The following is a 17,058-nucleotide window of genomic DNA, read 5'->3' as shown; positions in this document are numbered from 1 at the left end:
CGCCGTTCAGCGCAGGGGCGGGGTCATGCCGGTGGCGATCCCGAGCCGGTTGTAGAGGTTGATCAGCCCGATGGCGGTGATGAGGGCGACCACCTCCCGGTCGGGGAAGTGGGCGGCCACCGCGGCGTAGACGTGGTCGGGGACCCCGCGTTCACCGATCGCGGTCACGGTGTCCACCAGCTCCAGGACGGCGCGCTCGGCCTCGGTGAAGTGGTCGCCGGCCTCGCGCCAGGTCGCCACGAGGGCGAGCCGTCGCGTGTCGACCCCGGCGGCGAGGGCCTCGTGCGAGTGCATGTCGAGGCAGAAGGCACAGCCGTTCAGGACCGAGGCGCGGAGCTTGACCAGCAGGTGGGTCCTCGCGTCGAGGACCCCGTCCAGGATCCCGCTCAGGTCGGCCAGTTCGGCGTAGGCCTCGGGAAGGTGTTCTCCCACCTGTGCGCGAGCGCTGCCCATGGGTCGGTCCTCTCTCGACTCGTCCTTGAGGGTCCGCCGACGGTGTGACGGCCTCCGAGAGCACGAAAGCTACCAGGGGTGAGTCGACCATAACGTTGAGTTTTCGGTTTTCCTGCTTTTGCGCCTGGATCGCCTTATATAGGCCGAATGCCTTGTCAGTGGAGGGCGGTCACAGCAGGATGGGCGTGTTCGACGCCCCGTGGTCGGGGCGTACCGGCGAGTAGGGGGAGCGACCTTTGAGTCCCATCACGTCCAGCACCGTCGACGGCGTCCTGCACCGCAGCGCGACGCGCACCCCGGAGCGCACCGCGCTGATCTTCGAGGGGCGCTCCTGGACCTACGCCGAACTGGACGACGCGGTCACCCGGGCCGCCGCACGCCTGCTCTCCCTGGGCGCGACCAAGGGCGACCGGATCGCCGCCTACGGCCGCAACTCCGACGCCTACCTCATCGGCTACCTGGCCTGCGCCCGCGCCGGACTGGTGCACGTGCCCGTCAACTTCGCCCTCCAAGGCGAGGAACTGGCCTACCTGCTCGAACAGTCCGGAAGCACCATGGCGCTGGTCGACCCCGCCCTGAGGTCGGCGGTCGACGCCCTGCGCTCGCGCACCGGCGTGGAGCAGGTGCTGGAACTGCGCGAGGGCCCCGGGTCGCTCCTGGCCCAGGCGCTGGAGGGGCCCGTCCCCGAACTGGACGTGGAGGTCGCCGACACCGACCTGGTCCAGTTGCTCTACACCTCTGGGACCACCTCCCGGCCCAAGGGCGCCATGATGACGCACCGCGCCCTGGTCCACGAGTACCTGTCGTGCCTGGCCGCCCTGGACCTGAAGGCCGACGACCACCCGCTCCACGCGATGCCGCTCTACCACTCGGCCCAGATGCACGTCTTCCTCATGCCGTGGCTGGCGGTGGGCGCCACCAACACCCTGGTGGAGACCCCCGACCCCGCCGACGTACTGCGCCGGATCGAGGCCGACCGGCACGGGGCGTTCTTCGCCGCCCCCACCCTGTGGGTCGCCATGGCCGGCCGACCCGAGTTCGACGACCGCGACCTGACCAGCCTGCGCAAGGCCTACTACGGGGCCTCGATCATGCCCGGCCCGGTCCTGGAGCGCCTCCGGACCGCCCTGCCCGAACTGGGGTTCTACAACTGCTTCGGCCAAAGCGAGATCGGACCGCTGGCCACCGTGCTGCGCCCCGAGGAGCACGCCGACCGCCCCTCCTCGGCCGGACGCTCCGTCCTGTTCGTGGAGATGCGCGTGGTGGACGACCAGGGACGCGAGGTCGCCCCCGGTGAGTCGGGCGAGGTGGTCTACCGCTCCCCGCAGCTGTGCGAGGGCTACTGGGACAAGCCCGAGGAGACCGCCGAGGCCTTCAGGGACGGCTGGTTCCACTCCGGTGACCTGGTGCGCGCCGACGCCGAGGGCTACATCGAGGTGGTCGACCGGATCAAGGACGCCATCAACACCGGCGGCGTGCTGGTGGCCTCCCGCGAGATCGAGGACGTGCTCTTCGCCCACCCCGACGTGGCCGAGGCCGCCGTGGTCGGGATGCCCGACGCCAAGTGGATCGAGGCGGTGACGGCGTTCGTGATCCCCACCGCCGAGGCCGACGCCGACACGCTCCCCGACCGGCTGGTCGCGCACGTCAAGGAGCGTCTGGCCCCGTTCAAGGTGCCCAAGGAGGTGCGCCTGGTGACGGAGCTGCCCCGCAACGCCTCGGGCAAGATCCTCAAGCGCGAACTCCGCGAACGGGACGCCTGAGCCGCTCCGCCGGCGCCCTCCCGCGAGGGCGCCGGCCGTCCCGCCGTCGATAGCACCCCGACACGGTGGCGGGGTGCTTGCGCGGGCGCGGGGCGCCCCGCAACCTGGGGCGATGAGCAGCGAGGACAGTACGAAGGCCGTGGTCATGGCGTTGGCGGCCAACCTCGGGATCGCCGTGACCAAGTTCGTCGCCTACCTCCTGACCGCCTCGTCGGCCATGCTCGCCGAGGCGGTGCACTCGGTGGCCGACTCCGGCAACCAGCTCCTGCTCCTGTTCGGTGGGCGCCGGTCGCGACGCACGGCCACCCCGGAGCACCCCTTCGGCTACGGCCACGAACGCTACTTCTACGCCTTCCTGGTGGCGATCGTGCTGTTCACCCTCGGTGGACTGTTCGCCCTGTACGAGGCGTGGGAGAAGATCCGCGACCCCCACCCGATCACCTCCTGGCAGTGGGTCCCCGTCGCGGTGCTGCTGGTGGCCGTCGTCATGGAGGCGACGGCGCTGCGCACCGCGCTGCGCCAGTCCAGGACGGCGCGCTCCCGCGTGGGCTGGTTCGGGTTCATCCGTCGGAGCAAGGCCCCGGAACTGCCGGTGATCCTGTTGGAGGACACCGGCGCCCTCATCGGCCTGGCCTTCGCCCTGATCGGCGTGAGCATGACCCTGATCACCGGAAACGGCGTCTGGGACGGCCTGGGCTCTGGGGCCATCGGCCTGCTGCTCGTGGTGTTCGCGGTGGTCCTGGCCGTGGAGATGAAGAGCCTGCTCATCGGGGAGTCGGCCACCGAGGAGAACATCCGTCTCATCCGCGCGGCCATCCTGGACTGCGCGGACATCGACGCGATCATCCACATGCGCACGATGCACCTGGGCCCCGACGAGCTGCTGGTCGCGGTCAAGGTGGCCGTGGACGCCGAGGACGACGCCCGCCGGGTCACCGCCGCCATCGACGAGGCGGAACGACGTATCCGCGCGGCGGTGCCCATCGCCGAGGTCATCTACATCGAGCCCGACCTGCTCCGCCCCCGGCCCGCGAACTGAGTCGTTCACGATTCGCCCCGAACGCCCATCGTGACCGTGTTACAACGGAGGGTGCGCGGGGCGCGCGTCCGCGTGCGGGCCCCGAGAACATGAAGGAGGACGATGGTGGACGTGATCGGGGCGGGTTTCCCGCGTACGGGGACGACGTCGATGAAGGCGGCGCTGGAACGGCTCGGCCTCGGCCCCTGCCACCACATGTCCGAGGTGCTCGAATCCTCCTCCCTCGCCGACCGGTGGGCCGCGATCGCGAGTACGCCCGCCGGCGAGGTGGACTGGGGCCGTCTGATGGAGGGATGGCGCTCGGGGGTGGACTGGCCCCTGTCGTTCTTCTGGCGGGAGCTGGCCGACGCCTTCCCCGACGCGAGGATCCTGCTCACCGTCCGTGATCCGTACCGGTGGTACGCGAGCATGCACGCGACCATCTTCGAGGCGATCCGGGAGAGCGTGCGCGCCCCCGAGGACCGGGTACTACCCGAGGAACTGACCACGATCCTGCCCCTGCTGGACCGCATGTGGAACGCGCACTTCGGGGTGGGCCCCGGCGAGGTGCCGGACGAGGCGACCGCGGTAGCGGCCTTCGAACGGCACACGGCCCGGGTGAGGGCCGAGGTCCCCGCCGACCGGCTGCTGGTGTACCGGGTGGGGCAGGGGTGGGAGCCCCTGTGCGCGTTCCTGGGCGTGGACGTCCCGGACGAGCCCTTCCCCCGCCTCAACGACACCGAGGCGATGCTCGCCAAGCAGGAGGAGTGGCGGCGCGACGCCTCCATCGGCCGACCGTAGCCGCCCGACGAGGACCCCCAGGACCGTGTACCCACAGTCCTCCCGCCGGACGCGCCTCCGGTCCTGCACTGGACGCCTGTCCTGCGGGGCCTTCGTCGGCGGGTGGGCGCATGTGGGCCGGGCCCACGGGAAGTCGTGATGAAGAGGGACGATCCTGGACGGAGCCCGAAGGAGGGGGCCCGTTCTCCGTCGGAAGGGAGGCCGACGTGGACGGAGAAGAGGAACGCGGGTCGCGGGCGCCTCCCGTGATCGCGCCTCCGCTTCCCGGCCCCGCTCTGGTGCGGCAAGGATGGTCGGAGGTGGTGTTCCTGCACTGGCCGGTCGAGCCCGAGCGGGTGGCGCACCTGTTCCCCGCGGGGACTCGCCCCGACCTGTTCGACGGCACGACCTACGTGGGGCTCGTGGCCTTCCCCATCCCCTTCACCCGAGTCCTGGGGCCGAGCCCGATCGGCGCGTTCGACGAGGTGAACGTGCGCCTGTACTCCGTCGACGGGCGGGGACGTCGCGGCGTGGTGTTCCTGAGCATGGACGCCGACTCCCTCCCCGCCGTACTGGCCACCAGAGCCGTGCCGGGGTTGCCCTATATGTGGTCCGACATCGCCCTGCGACAACGCGGCTTCGGGCGGTGCGCGGGGACCGTCGTGCGTCGTCGGTCTCAACGGGGGGCGTGGGGGCGCTGGAGTCTGCGGGTGGAGGAGCCTCGGGCCGATCCGACCCCGCTGGAGCACTTCCTCACCGCGCGCTGGGGACTGCACACCCCATGGGCGGGGGCCACCCGGTGGATCCGCGTCTCCCACGAGCCCTGGGGGCTCCACCGCGCGACGGACGTCTCCTATGAGGGCGACCTCCTGACCAGGGCCGGGGTCGTAGCGCAGTCTGGGGCTCCGATCTCGGCGCTGTGGTCGCCCGGCGTGGTGGCGGAGGTGACACCGACGCTTCCGCCCGCGTAGCGGAACGGGACGGTGATGGGCCGGTCAAGGACGGGCCAGGTTCCCGGCGCGAGCGCCGTCGGGACGACTGCCGCGCGCGGTTCGGGGGTAGCCGAGCAGACATGAGACTCGGTGAACGGATCCGCGCGATCGAAGACGATGAAAGGCTCGACCCGGCGGTCTCCCGACTGAAGGCGATCGCCGAACGGCTCCCCGAGGGCCCGGTGCGGGACTTCCTGTACGGGGTCTGGACGGGGCATCCGTTGCACCCGATCATGGTGCACCTGCCCCTGGGCTCGTGGGTCGGCGCGGTCGTGCTCGACACCCTGCCCGGAGACCATCGGCGCAGCGCCGCGGCGCTGGTCGACCTCGGACTGCTCGGTGTCCTGCCCACGGCGGTCAGCGGACTGGCGGACTGGTCCCGTCAGCACGAACGACAGCAGCGGGTCGGGGTGGTGCACGCGTCGATCAACGGGGTGGGCACCGTGTTGTTCGGCGCCTCCTGCGCGGCCAGGCGAACGGGACGTCATGGCTGGGGGAGGGCCTTCGCATTGGCGGGGCTGGGCGCGGTCGGTCTGGGCGGCGCGCTCGGCGGTCACATCGCCTACTACCGGGCGGGCGGGGCCAACAGCGCCGACGCGCTGATCGACCTGACGCCCGACGGGTGGCACGACCTCGGTGCTCTGGAGGACTTCCCCGAGGAGGGGCTCGGTCAGGGCGACATCGAAGGGGTGCCCGTCGTGGTGACGCGTACGGGCGGTTCGGTGTTCGCGGGGTTGGGCGCCTGCCCGCACATGGGCGCCCCCCTGGCCGAGGGGGAGCTGGTGGACGGATGCGTGCGCTGCCCTTGGCACGGGAGCGAGTTCCGCGTGGACGGCGGGACCGTCGTCCACGGCCCGGCGACCGCCGCCCTGGAGACGTTCGAGACCTCCGTCGTGGACGGACGGTTGATGGTGCGTCTGCTCCGCCCGGGAGGCTGACCCGGTATCGGCGGCCGGCCCGGGGCGCGTCCCGGGCCGGCCGATCGCGTCCTTCACTCGTGGTCGGACGGGGCACGCATGGCCTCGGAGATCCACTCGTAGGGCATCGTGTCCTCCTCCGGCCCGGTCCCGTTGATGATCGCGACCAGGGACAGGTACCGGCCGTGGGTGTCGTCGTGGACGGGGTCCTCGGAGGCGGCGTCCTCCTCGGCCATCTCGCGTTCGAGTTCGGGGATCACCCGGTAGCCCTCGGACATCCGGTCGCGGAGTTCGTCGGTGAGCGGGGTGTCGGACAGGCCCACGGCCGCCTCCATGAAGCGGACCACGACCTCCTGCGCGCGAGGGGACCGCGGAGACTCACCGGCGCGGTGCACGGCCAGGAGCTCCTTGATGAGCGCGGTGCCGCTCCCGTAGATGAACTCCTGGAACGGCGCGCTCGCGATGCTCCGACCCGGATCCGTCGAGTAGGTGTCGCGCAGGTATACGCGGACCGCGTCGCGAAAGGCCGGGTCCCGCACCAGGTCGGCCAGTTCGATCCACGCCTCCAGCTGGGCGGCGGTGGGGTCGGCGGGAAGGACCGGGCGCATCTCGCGCAGCCGGTCGACGAAGCCGTCGGGAACGTCGAGATCCGCGCCGACGTCGTTCCAGAACTCGTCGACGACCCGTTCGCGTTCCTCGTCGGTCATCGACACGAGTCGGTGCATCAGGGCGACCCGCTCGGCCGTGGCACCCTGCCTGATCAGGGTCCGCAGCACCGCCCTCCGGGCCCGAAGGGTGCGCTCCCGGCGTTCCACGACCTCCAGGTGGGTGGTGAGCAGGTCGTGCAGGGTCGTACCGCCTTCCAGCAGGCGGCGGATCTCGCCCAGGTCGGTGTCCAGTTCGCGCAGGGTGCGGACCAGTTCCAGGCGGGCGATGGCGTCGATGTCGTACAGGCGGTGGCCGGCCTCGGACAGACACGTGGGCTCGACGATTCCGGCGTCGGCGTAGAAGCGGACGGCGCTGACGCTCAGTCCGCTGCGGCGCGCGGCGTCTCCGATGGGGTAGGGCTCGTGGTGATCCATGGGGACACTGTGGCGCCTCAAGCCACTTGAGACGCAAGCCCTCCGTGGCCTTCCCGCTGTCCCCGTCTTCGAGACCCGCTCAGGTCCGGTCGGGAGGGGGGCGTGGAGCGGCAGGGTACGGGACGAACCCGGGGGGACCTCGATCTCGCTCCCCTGGATCCGGACCCGGAGCGCGGCCCCCTCCGCGTGCGGCAGGGTGACGCGCACGTGGTCGTGCGTCACCTCCACGCACACCTTCCAGTGGCCGGGAAGACGCAGGTCGTAGGAGAAGGCGCTCTGCTCCTCCGGTACCACCGGGTCCAGGCTCAGGACGTCGTCGTAGGTGGACAGGCCGCCGTAGCACCGGGTGAGGAGGTCGAGGGCGCCCGCCATGGCGCCCAGGTGGATCCCCTCGGCGGTGGTACCGCCCTGGACGTCCTCGGCGTCCGCCTTCAGGGCCTCGCGGAAGAACTCCCACGACGCCTTGCGGTCGATCCGCGCCAGGACCCGGGCGTGCACCACCGCGCTGAGGGTGGACCCGTGCGCGGTGCGCGCCAGATAGTACTCCACGGTGCGGGGGACGAGATCGGGATCGACGGTGAGGCCGAGCCGTCGGAGGACGTCGGCGACCTCTTCGGGCGAGAGGAGGAAGAACAGCATGAGGACGTCGGCCTGCTTGGCGGCCTTGTACCGGTTGACGCTGTCGCCCTCGGCCTGGAGGATCCGGTCCAGACGGCGGGCCCCGCGGCGGGTCTCCCAGTCGAGTTCCGCGAGTCTCTCGTAGCCGGAGAACTGGGAGATCACCCCCTCGTGGAAGGGGACGCGCAGCTTACGGGAGACGGTCTCGAACCGTTCGATCTCGTCCGAGCCCAGTCCGATGGCCTCCTGGAGCCCTCTACGCCGTGGTCCGGGCAGCGCGCGCAGGACGTCCAGGGCGCGCGCGAGCACCCACGCGGTCATGACGTTGGTGTAGGCGTTGTCGTCCAGCCCGGGGGAGTCCTCTCCCGGGTAGGCGTCGTGGTACTCGTCGGGCCCCATGACGCCGTGGATCCCGTAGCGGTCCGAGGCCCGGTCGTGCACGGCCATGTCGGAGAAGGCCCGGGCGATCTCCAGGAGGAGCTCGGCCCCGAAATCGCACAGGAACGCGAGGTCCCGGGTGGTCCGATAGTGCCGCCAGACGTTGTGGGCGATCGCCAGACCCACGTGACGTTGGAGGTGGGAGTGGTCGGGGAGCCACTCCCCGGATCGAGGGTTCAGGTGTGTGCTCTGGGACTCCTCACGGCCGTCGCTCGCGCTCTGCCAGGGGAAGAGCGCGCCTCGGAGCCCGGCGGCGCGAGCGGCCGAACGGGCCCGGGGCAGCCGCCGCCACCGGTAGCGCAGGAGGCCGCGGGAGACCTCGGGCAGACGGGCGTCGAGGAACGGCAGGACGAACAACTCGTCCCAGAACACGTGACCTCGGTAGGCCTCACCGTGCAGTCCCCGGGCGGGCACCCCCACGTCGAGGTCGGCGGTGTGCGGGGACAACGTCTGTAGGAGATGGAAGAGGCACAGGTCGAGGAGGCGCTGCTCCTCCTCGTACGCCACCCTCACGGCGCAGGCGTCCCACAGACGACGCCAGGCCCGGGTATGCCGGGACAGGAGTCCGTCGAGACCACCGCAGGCGTCCAGGGCGTCGCGGGCGGCCCCGAGGGCGTCGCCGATGGCCCGGTCGCGTGAGGTGTACAGGGCCACGGTCTTCTCCACGACGCTCCGCTCACCGCGCCCCAGCTCCAGGGTGAGGTCGGTGGCCACGTGGTCCTCCCTCATGGGGGACCTGACCGACGAGGGCCCGGGGCCCGAGGCGACCCGGGTCCGGGAGGCCAGGACGATCTCGACGCCCGAGGTGAGGGTACGAGAGCGCAGCCAGGTGACACCGGAGGTGTCGGCGCCGACCCCGGCCGGGCGCAGGTGACGTCCGTTCAGATCGCGGTAGCGGGGCACACCGGCGTTGGCGACCCCGCCGTCCAGCGCCGAGCGGACGATCACGGTCCCGCTCCAGTTCTCGGGGGTCAGGGCGGTCTCCAGGACGGCCAGATGGGGGTCGTCCATCGACACCAGGCGACGTTGGGTCACCCGGGTCCTCCTGCCCTCGTCCACCACGTGGAAGGTCCGGGTCAGCACGCCGTCGCCCATGTCCAGCTCCACGCGCTCGGGTGGATCGGGGGCGGGGGCCTCGAACCAGTGCCCGTCCTCGTGGCGGAAGGTCAAGGGCGTCCAGTCGGGGACGTTGACCAGGTCCTCGTTCTCCACCCGGTGTCCCTCCACCAGGGAGGCGAGGCGGTCATAGCAGCCGGCGACGTAGGTCCCCGGATAGTGGACCCCGTCGGCACGGGCCTCGGGAGGGGCGCCGCGGGTGGCGAAGTAGCCGTTTCCCAGGGTGCACAGGGTCTCGCGAACGCCGATGGGGGTCGGGTCCGTCGCCTCGTACACCAGCGTCCGGCGATTCATACGATCGCCTCTCCGAGCACCGGAGCTCCGTCTCCCATGGAAGCCTCCACCAGACCCTTCCGTCCTCCTCCGGGCCTGCCCGGGACGGGTCCGTTCCGTACCGGGCCCCCGGGCCCTCAGGCGGGGACCTTCGGTCCGGGCGCGCGGTCCGGGACGGTCCTCGGGTGGAGTGTGCCGCTCCCCGACGACACCGCCTGAGGGAACCGGGACGCCGTGTCCCTCAGACGTCGGGGTGGTGGACCACCATGACGGGGATGTCGGAGTGGTACAGGACCCCGCGGGCCACCCCGCCCAAGGGCAAGGGGGAGAACCCCTGCGCGCCTCGTGCCCCGACCACGATCAGACGGACACGGGGCACCCCCGTGAGCAGGGCGCGCGCCGGCGGATCGCGGACGACCTCGTGGACGATGTCGGCGTTCGGGTGCCGCTTCAGTACCGGCCTCAGCGCCTTGTCCAGATCCGCCCGTCGCCACCTTCGCAGCTGCTCCTCCTCCGGGGAGCCGATCGGCACCATCGCCTCCGGAGCGGACCAGGCCCAGAGGGCGTGGACACGACCGCCGCTCGCCGCGGTGAACTCCAGGGCCGCCTCCACCGAGACCTCGGCCCCGGGCGAGCCGTCCACGCCCACCACGACGTCGCGCGCGTCCGTCTCCGTCGGCACGTGCGGCACCACGACCACCGGGACCCGGGAGTGGGCCGCCACCTGATCGGCCACGGTGCCCAACCGGGTCCCGTGGAGGAGACCGGTACCGTACGAACCGATCACGACCAACGTCGCGGACTCGGAGCGGAGTATCAGCTCCCGCGCGGGCGAGGGCCCCTCGACCACCTCTCCGACGGCGTCGACCACCGGCGCGACCTCCGCCATGCGCGCGATCGTGGTGGTCACGGCCCGCTCCGCCTCGCGTTCGGCGAGGTCCTTGGGACGCACCAGCCGGCGGTGGAACGCGTTCGCGTCGTAGACGCCGACGACGGTGACCCCGACACCGCGATCCTCCGCCTCCAGAGCGGCCCACTCGGCCGCGGACAAGGCCACCTTCGACCCGTCGGTCCCGACGAGGATGTGTTCGCTCATGAGGACCCCCTCGATCCGCGCTCCCTTCACCTTCGAGTGTCGTCCCGAGGGAGGCGAGGCCGCCACGGCCCAATGTCCGGGGCGGGCGGGGACAAGGCCCCGACCGGCCGGGACGGTGGGTCCCTGGGAGGCGGACGTCCGAGGTGGTGGGATCGGTGTATGGAACCGACGATGGACGCCTGGGCGGTCACCCGCCCCGGGCCGATCGAGGCCGGCCCCCTGGAGCGGGTGGTCCGGCCGGTTCCCCGGCCGCGGGGACACGAAGTGGAGATCGAGGTCCTGGCCTGCGCGGTGTGCCGCACCGACCTGCACCTGGCCGAGGGGGCCCTGGCGCCCCGCCGTCCGGGCACCGTGCCCGGCCACGAGGTGGTGGGCCGGGTCGTCTCCCAAGGCCCGGACGCGGAGCTGTACGCGCCGGGGGACCGGGTGGGCGTGGCCTGGCTCGTCTCCACCTGCGGGGTCTGCGCCTACTGTCGGCGCGGCGACGAGAACCTGTGCCCGTACTCCACCTACACCGGCTGGGACCGCGACGGCGGGTTCGCCCGCCGGCTGACCGCCGACGAACGCTACGTGCACCCGCTCCCCGAGACCCTGCCGGTGACGACGACGGCGCCGCTGCTGTGCGCCGGCGTCATCGGATACCGGGCCCTCCAACGCGCCGAGCCACCGGAGCGGGGCGTGCTCGGCCTCTACGGGTTCGGCGCCTCGGCCCACCTGACCGCCCAGGTCGCACTCGCCCGAGGCGCGACCGTCCACGTGATGACGCGCTCCCGAGAGGCGCGGGAACCGGCCCTGGAACTGGGCTGCCACTCGGCGACCGGGGCCTACGATCCACCGCCCGAGCCGCTCTCCTCCGCCATCCTCTTCGCGCCCGTCGGGGATCTGGTCCCCACGGCTCTCAGGGCCCTGGACCGCGGCGGGACGCTCGCTGTGGCGGGCATCCACCTGACCGACATCCCCTCCCTGGACTACCGGAGGGACCTCTTCCAGGAACGTTCTCTGCGCAGCGTGACGGCCAATACCCGAAAGGACGCGCGCGCGTTCCTCGACTTCGCCGCCGAACACCCGTTGACCGTGACGGTGACCCCGTATCCGTTCGATGCCGCGGATCGCGCTCTGGCCGGCCTGGTGGCCGACAGGGTACGGGGCGCGGCCGTCCTGCTCCCCTGACCGATGGTGTCCGAGACGACCGGGGGAGCGGCCCGCGACCGGGTACGGGCGGCGATCCTCGACACCGACGGGGTCGTCACCGACACGGCCTCCGTGCACGCGGCCGCCTGGAAGTACGCGTTCGACGACCTTTCGCGCCGGCTCTCCCGCACCGAGGGCGCCCGTTTCCGCCCCTTCGACCCGCGTGAGGACTACCTGCGCCATGTGGACGGACGGCCGCGTGAGGACGGCGTGCACGCGTTCCTCGCCTCACGAGGGATCCGCCTGCCGGAGGGGCCGGTGCCGGGAGATCCGGAGGCGATGACGGTGGCGTGGATCGCCGACCGCAAGGACCGCCGCTTCCTGGACCTCGTGCGCCGAGACGGGGTGCGGGCCTTCCCCGGAACCGTGTCGTTCGTGCGCGCGCTGCGTTCGGCCGGGGCGCCGGTGGCCGTGGTCTCGGCGAGCCGGCACTGCGCCATGGTGCTGCGCGCCGCCGGTGTGGACGACCTCTTCGACGTCCGGGTGGACGGTCGGGACGCGGCCCGTCTCGGACTCCCCGGGAAACCCGACCCGGCGCTGTTCCTGGAGGCGGCCCGGCGCCTGGACACGAACCCGACCGAGACCGCCGTGGTCGAGGACGCCCTGGTCGGGGTGGAGGCGGGAGGACGCGGAGGCTTCGGTCTGGTGATCGGGATGGACCGCGTCGGTACCGGCGCGCGGATGCGCGAACGCGGGGCCCACGTCGTGGTGTCCGACCTGTCAGAACTCCTCCCCTGGCCGGGGGCGGCGGGTGCGGTCCCCTGACGTGGGCCCCGCGCCTCAACGTCGCTCGGCGCGTACCACCGCGACCGGACGAGGGGAGTGGGACAGGACGCTTCGGCTCACCGAGCCCAGCAGGGTACCGACCAGGCCTCCTCTGCCGCGGGAGCCCACCACCGTCAGATCGCACCCTTCGGCCAGGGAGCGCAGCACCCCGGCCGCGTCCCCCACCTCGACGATCTCCTCGACCCGTACGTCCGGCCGGAGCTCGCGTTCACCCGCGATCGACTCCGACAGCAGGCGGTGCGATTCGGCCACCGAGGCCGCCACCAGAGCGTCGTCGCCGGGAAGCTCGAACCCCTCGGAGACGGGGACGTCCCCCTCCGGCGTACCGAGGTCCTCTCGTGGGACCCCTCCGCTCGCCGACACCACGAGCAGATCGGCTCCCCGGGCCTCGGCCTCGGCGAACGCCCACTCGGCGGCGCTCCGGGCGCTCTCCGACCCGTCGACCCCGACCATGACGCGGCCGGTGCGAGGGGCCGGCCCGGTCTCGGGGACCACCACGACGGGGCAGGACGAGGAGGCCGTCAACGCCAGGGTGGTGGCCCCCGGCGCCATCTCGCCCGTCGCCGACATGCGACGTGCCCCCAGGACCAGCGCGCGGGCCGAACGGCTCTCCCGAGAGAGGACCGGTTCGCGGTCCCCGGTGAGGCTCACCGCCTCCACCGGGAGATCCGGGGCGCGCTCCGACGCCCGACGACGGGCCTCCTCCACGACGCGGGGCCCGACCCCGTCCGGGGCCGGCCGGTGGGTCGGTGGGCCCGAGGCGTGGACGAGGCGCAGGTCGAGGCCTCGGCGCCGTGCCTCGTCGACGGCCCAATCGAGGGCCCGATCGCTCGCGGGTGATCCGTCGACCGCGGCCACGACGGGTCCGCGGGTGTTTCCGATCATGGTCTCCCCCTCCCCGGGAGCGTGTCCGTCGTCCCTCCTTCGAGAGGCCGCCTCAGTCGGTCCCTCCCCGTTCGGAACGGGCTCTGAGCCGGGCGGCGTGCGCCGCCGCCTGGGAGCGGCGCCGCATACCCAGCTTGGACAACACGCTGGAGACGTGGTTCTTCACCGTCTTCTCCGCGAGGAAGATCCGCTCGCCGATCTGCCGGTTGGTCAGCCCCTCTCCGATCAGCTCGAAGACGAGCCGCTCCTTGTCGGAGAACCCCGGCAGCGGGTCCTCGGTCTCGGAACCCTCGCGCAGCCGCCGCAGGATGCGCGCGGTGCTGTGCGGATCCAGTAACGACTCCCCGGACGCCACCGTGCGGATCGCGCCGACCAGGTCGGAGCCGTGGATCTGTTTGAGCACGTAGCCCGCCGCGCCCGCCATGACGGAGGCGTAGAGGGCCTCGTCGTCGGAGTAGGACGTCAACATCAGACAGACGGGTGCGTCGGGGCGGCTCTGTAACTCCCTACAGACCTCCACCCCGTTACCATCGGGGAGGCGGACGTCGAGCACCGCCACGTCGGGGCGTGCGGCCGGTATACGGCCGAGGGCCTCGGACGCGGTGGCCGCCTCGCCGACCACCTCGATGTCCTCCTCGTCCTGGAGCAGGGCCATGATCCCCTGTCGCACCACGTCGTGGTCGTCGAGCAGGAAGACACGGGTCGCCCCGTTCTCCTTCGACATCGGCCGTCATCCCCTCCCAGGACGAGAGCGCTCCGCGACGACCTCCGCCCCCGGAACGTCGCACGGTGTTCATACCCGGCAGGGCGCCGTCGGTATCCGTCACCGTTCGGGCGGACCGACCTCGCGCGCGTGGGGTACACGGCCGCTCACCTCACGGCCGCCGATCTCCTCGGGAACGACACGGACGAAGAGGTCGCGTTCCCCTCCGGCCCAGGGTCGGACCGGGGCATGGGCGCGGAGCTCCTCCTCCAGGGCCCGGTCGGTGACGGCCTCGGCCCTGCCCCGGACCAGGACGCTCCACCCCTGGCTCATCGCGTCATCGACCCGGTCGACCTCGAAGGCGATGTCCTGGGGGAGCCGCTCGCCGATCACGCCGTCATCCTTGGTCCGGAACACGATGGCCCCCTCGTGGAAGAGGTAGTTCACCGGAAGGATGACGGGCGCGGACTCCCCGGTCACCAGGCCGACCCGTCCCACACCACCCGGTTCGATCAGTTCCAGGCACCTGCGGGACGAGAGCACCGTCGTTCGGGGGAGGGGGACCTCCGTGGCCATCGCGCCCGGAGGCAGATCGGTGTCCGTCCCCAGCAGATGGTCCTGGGTGGTGTTCAGCGCCTCGGCCAGACGGTACAGCGCCGGTCTGGTCATCCTGGGGGTGTGCTCCTCCAGGTAGGCCACGTAGCCGGGGTCCATGTCGGCCCGCTCCGCGACCTGCTCCCTCGTCAGGCCGAGTTCCCTTCGACGAGCGGCGGCCCGGTGCCCGAGGTCGCCCCCATCGGGGATCGCGGCTCCTTGATGTCCCATCGAGCGGCTCCTCGGTGACGGCGAGTGCTCACGGAATCCCTCCAACCCTCACCCTTGCCGCTCCCCATGACCGAGGATCGGACCTTCGGTCCCGGGTACAGGACCGAAGGTCCCGGAGTTCAGGCCTTCTCGCGGCGGCGGACGATCTCGGAGATCCAGATCGGCGCGAACGGGGAGGTGCAGTTCGGGGGTGTCGGATAGTCCTTGAGCACCTCCAGCCGCTCGCCGATCTCCATCGCCCGGGCGCGGTGTTCGGGGTGGTGGATCCCGATCCGGGCCAGGCAGTGGTTCATCTCCCACTGGAGACGGTCCGGAGCGTCCTTCATCCGCGCCTCGATCACGTCCAACAGCCCCGGAAGGTCGAGGCCCTCGGGCGAACGGTCCACCCGTTCGGCGGTCAACGCCCATCCGGCGCTCGCCACCACCGGGTCAGGGTCGGCGAGCCAGGCCCGGCGCAGCTCCTCGGCGTGCGGTCCCTTCGCGACCACGTAGCCGACGAGCCAGGCGTGCGCCTTGGGTGCCCGCGCCTCGCGCAGCATGGCGTCCAGTTCCGCGGCCTCGAACCCCCGGGGGCGACAGATCAGGAGCGACAGGAGCCGCGCCGCCGTATCGCCGCCGGCCCAGAGTTCGCGCGCCAGGTCCTGCCGTTTCCCGACCCTTTCGGCGATCTCCCGCAGCCGGGACAGCTTCACCCCGTGGTCGTCGCCGCGCCTCTCGTTCACCCGACGCGTCTTCGGGTCCTCCAGCGCGGCCAGTTCGGCCCTGAGCCCCTCGACCGTCTCGGCCATCTCCGCCCCCGTGCCTCGTCCACCGATCCGGCCGCCCACTGTACGCGTGACCTCCGACGATTCACGTCACCGTCCGGGGCCGTGACGACCCTCGGCCCTCAGCGGTCGGGGGAGGGGTCCGGCGTCGATCCGTTCGGCTCTCCCCGGCCGTTCCGGGCGAGGGTGGCCAGGCTGCCGCCCCAGAGCAGGAAGAGGGCGACCATGCCCCAGCGGGAGGCGGGCGGGTTCTCGGTGATGGTGTAGGTCTCGCCCCGGGATTCGATCACCCAGACGCAGGTGCGGCCGGGTGGGCTCCCGGGAGTGTTTTTGTGGATGCTTTCGCCGGGCATCGGCGGAGCCGATCCGTGGCGAGCGGCCGCCGGGCGATCTCTCGCCAGACGACGAGCGAGGGGCAGCCCGGGTTTGGCTGTCCGAGCGATGTCGGCGCCGCGAGAGGAAGCCCGGCCACGCGAGCGCGGAATGATCCACAAAAGCACGACCTAGTTCCAGGTGCCGGTGCCCTGGACGGAGGAGTCGCCGGTCAGGGGACAGCCCGAGGCGTCGCTCGCGTACCACTCGACCGCGAGAAGGGCGCTCCAAAGGAGAACGGAGAGTATCCAGATCCCGGCCCAGACGTGGAGCGGGGAGACCCTCTTCGAAGCGTTCGTCATACACGCTTCCTACCTGCGAGGACATCGATCGAAACGGGGGCGTGGGCCGGGGCGGGAGGGGTGCTCGGCTTGACTTCTCCGGTTTGTGAGTGTGTACTCACAAACATGAGCAGGGAAGAGAGCACGCGGTCCACCGCCGAAGCCCGTCGCGCCGTCATCCTGAACGAGGCGCTGCACGTCTTCGCCCGTTCCGGCTACCACGCGACCCCCGTGACGGAGGTCGCCGAGGCGGCGGGCATCTCGCAGGCCTACGTCCTGCGCCTGTTCGGTACCAAGCTGGGCCTGTTCACGGCGACCCTGGAGCGGTGCTTCGAACGCGTGGAGGAGGCCCTTCGCGAGGGTGCGCTCGGTGCGGACGGGGCCCCGGCGCCCCAGGTGCTGGAGGCGATGGGCGACGCCTACGCCGAACTCATCGCCGACCGCGACCTGCTCATGATCCAGGTCCACGCCCAGAGCGCCTCCGCCGTCCCCGAGATCCGCGAGGCCCTGCGGCGCGGCTACGCCGACGTGGTCACCCTCGCCCACGCGCTCTCGGGGGGCGATCGCGACCAGGTCCAGCGCTTCATGGCGATGGGGCTGCTCTGCCACCTGGTCACCGCGTTGGACCTGGAGGAGGTCGACGCCCCCTGGACGCGCACGCTCACCAAGGGGATGACCCACGCCCCTCGGGGGTAGTCGGCCCCG

Annotated in this window: 17 protein-coding genes and 1 pseudogene; 8 read left to right on the top strand and 10 right to left on the bottom strand. The window is 71.8% G+C overall.

Annotated elements, in window-relative coordinates:
• Window positions 1-6: 6 nt before the first annotated feature.
• Window positions 7-453 carry a carboxymuconolactone decarboxylase family protein gene (locus TR33_RS22725; protein ID WP_017535984.1) on the bottom strand — a complete coding sequence of 149 codons (447 nt, stop codon included), beginning with the start codon at window positions 451-453 and terminating at the stop codon, window positions 7-9.
• A gap of 236 nt (window positions 454-689) precedes the next feature.
• Between TR33_RS22725 and TR33_RS22720 the strand changes: the two genes are divergently transcribed.
• From TR33_RS22720 to TR33_RS22700, 5 genes are all read left to right on the top strand, one after another.
• Entirely contained in the window at window positions 690-2,216 is a 1,527-nt protein-coding gene (locus TR33_RS22720; RefSeq protein ID WP_042285368.1) for an acyl-CoA synthetase, read from the top strand.
• Window positions 2,217-2,328: 112 nt separating this feature from the next.
• Window positions 2,329-3,255 carry a cation diffusion facilitator family transporter gene (locus tag TR33_RS22715; protein WP_041561942.1) on the top strand — a complete coding sequence of 309 codons (927 nt, stop codon included), beginning with the start codon at window positions 2,329-2,331 and terminating at the stop codon, window positions 3,253-3,255.
• Window positions 3,256-3,357: 102 nt separating this feature from the next.
• Window positions 3,358-4,035, top strand: a complete 678-nt coding sequence (locus TR33_RS22710; RefSeq protein WP_042285366.1) for a sulfotransferase family protein — start codon at window positions 3,358-3,360, stop codon at window positions 4,033-4,035.
• Window positions 4,036-4,241: 206 nt separating this feature from the next.
• Window positions 4,242-4,985, top strand: a complete 744-nt coding sequence (locus TR33_RS22705) for a YqjF family protein (protein ID WP_042285363.1) — start codon at window positions 4,242-4,244, stop codon at window positions 4,983-4,985.
• Window positions 4,986-5,086: 101 nt separating this feature from the next.
• Window positions 5,087-5,944, top strand: a complete 858-nt coding sequence (locus TR33_RS22700) for a Rieske (2Fe-2S) protein (protein ID WP_017535989.1) — start codon at window positions 5,087-5,089, stop codon at window positions 5,942-5,944.
• 53 nt (window positions 5,945-5,997) lie between these two features.
• Here the strand turns inward: TR33_RS22700 and TR33_RS27560 are convergent, their stop codons facing one another.
• The 3 genes and pseudogenes from TR33_RS27560 to TR33_RS22690 form a co-directional block, all read right to left on the bottom strand.
• A complete protein-coding gene (locus tag TR33_RS27560) occupies window positions 5,998-7,005 on the bottom strand; it encodes a MerR family transcriptional regulator (RefSeq protein WP_026125269.1) in 1,008 nt (335 codons plus the stop codon).
• Between the two features lie 105 nt (window positions 7,006-7,110).
• Window positions 7,111-9,471: pseudogene (locus TR33_RS22695) on the bottom strand (glycoside hydrolase family 65 protein); the annotation flags it as partial.
• A gap of 220 nt (window positions 9,472-9,691) precedes the next feature.
• Entirely contained in the window at window positions 9,692-10,546 is an 855-nt protein-coding gene (locus TR33_RS22690) for a universal stress protein (protein WP_234305938.1), read from the bottom strand.
• A gap of 159 nt (window positions 10,547-10,705) precedes the next feature.
• Here TR33_RS22690 and TR33_RS22685 point away from each other — a divergent pair, with 159 nt between their 5' ends.
• Window positions 10,706-11,716 (top strand): zinc-dependent alcohol dehydrogenase family protein, encoded by a 1,011-nt coding sequence (locus TR33_RS22685; RefSeq protein ID WP_042285360.1) that lies wholly within the window; start codon window positions 10,706-10,708, stop codon window positions 11,714-11,716.
• Window positions 11,717-11,719: 3 nt separating this feature from the next.
• On the top strand, window positions 11,720-12,502 hold the full coding sequence (locus TR33_RS22680) for an HAD family hydrolase (protein ID WP_042285357.1): 783 nt from the start codon (window positions 11,720-11,722) through the stop codon (window positions 12,500-12,502).
• A 15-nt stretch (window positions 12,503-12,517) separates the two neighbouring features.
• Here the strand turns inward: TR33_RS22680 and TR33_RS22675 are convergent, their stop codons facing one another.
• From TR33_RS22675 to TR33_RS26770, 6 genes are all read right to left on the bottom strand, one after another.
• Window positions 12,518-13,408 carry a universal stress protein gene (locus tag TR33_RS22675; RefSeq protein WP_042285356.1) on the bottom strand — a complete coding sequence of 297 codons (891 nt, stop codon included), beginning with the start codon at window positions 13,406-13,408 and terminating at the stop codon, window positions 12,518-12,520.
• Window positions 13,409-13,460: 52 nt separating this feature from the next.
• On the bottom strand, window positions 13,461-14,132 hold the full coding sequence (locus TR33_RS22670) for a response regulator transcription factor (protein ID WP_042285354.1): 672 nt from the start codon (window positions 14,130-14,132) through the stop codon (window positions 13,461-13,463).
• Window positions 14,133-14,231: 99 nt separating this feature from the next.
• Window positions 14,232-14,936 (bottom strand): helix-turn-helix domain-containing protein, encoded by a 705-nt coding sequence (locus tag TR33_RS22665; RefSeq protein ID WP_017535996.1) that lies wholly within the window; start codon window positions 14,934-14,936, stop codon window positions 14,232-14,234.
• 119 nt (window positions 14,937-15,055) lie between these two features.
• Window positions 15,056-15,724: a DNA alkylation repair protein gene (locus tag TR33_RS22660; protein WP_042285448.1), complete on the bottom strand. Its 669-nt coding sequence runs from the start codon at window positions 15,722-15,724 to the stop codon at window positions 15,056-15,058.
• Window positions 15,725-15,822: 98 nt separating this feature from the next.
• The gene (locus TR33_RS27005) at window positions 15,823-15,990 is read right to left on the bottom strand and encodes a hypothetical protein (RefSeq protein ID WP_199806179.1); all 168 of its coding nucleotides are present in this window, start codon (window positions 15,988-15,990) and stop codon (window positions 15,823-15,825) included.
• 213 nt (window positions 15,991-16,203) lie between these two features.
• Window positions 16,204-16,374 (bottom strand): hypothetical protein, encoded by a 171-nt coding sequence (locus TR33_RS26770; protein WP_159068818.1) that lies wholly within the window; start codon window positions 16,372-16,374, stop codon window positions 16,204-16,206.
• A gap of 105 nt (window positions 16,375-16,479) precedes the next feature.
• Here TR33_RS26770 and TR33_RS22650 point away from each other — a divergent pair, with 105 nt between their 5' ends.
• A complete protein-coding gene (locus TR33_RS22650; protein ID WP_042285350.1) occupies window positions 16,480-17,049 on the top strand; it encodes a TetR/AcrR family transcriptional regulator in 570 nt (189 codons plus the stop codon).
• Window positions 17,050-17,058 lie beyond the last annotated feature (9 nt).

It is taken from the genome of Nocardiopsis alba (assembly GCF_000710955.1).
Taxonomy (GTDB): Bacteria; Actinomycetota; Actinomycetes; order Streptosporangiales; family Streptosporangiaceae; genus Nocardiopsis; species Nocardiopsis alba.
Note: the sequence above shows the minus strand (reverse complement) of the source record. Positions and strands in the feature narration are given on the sequence as shown.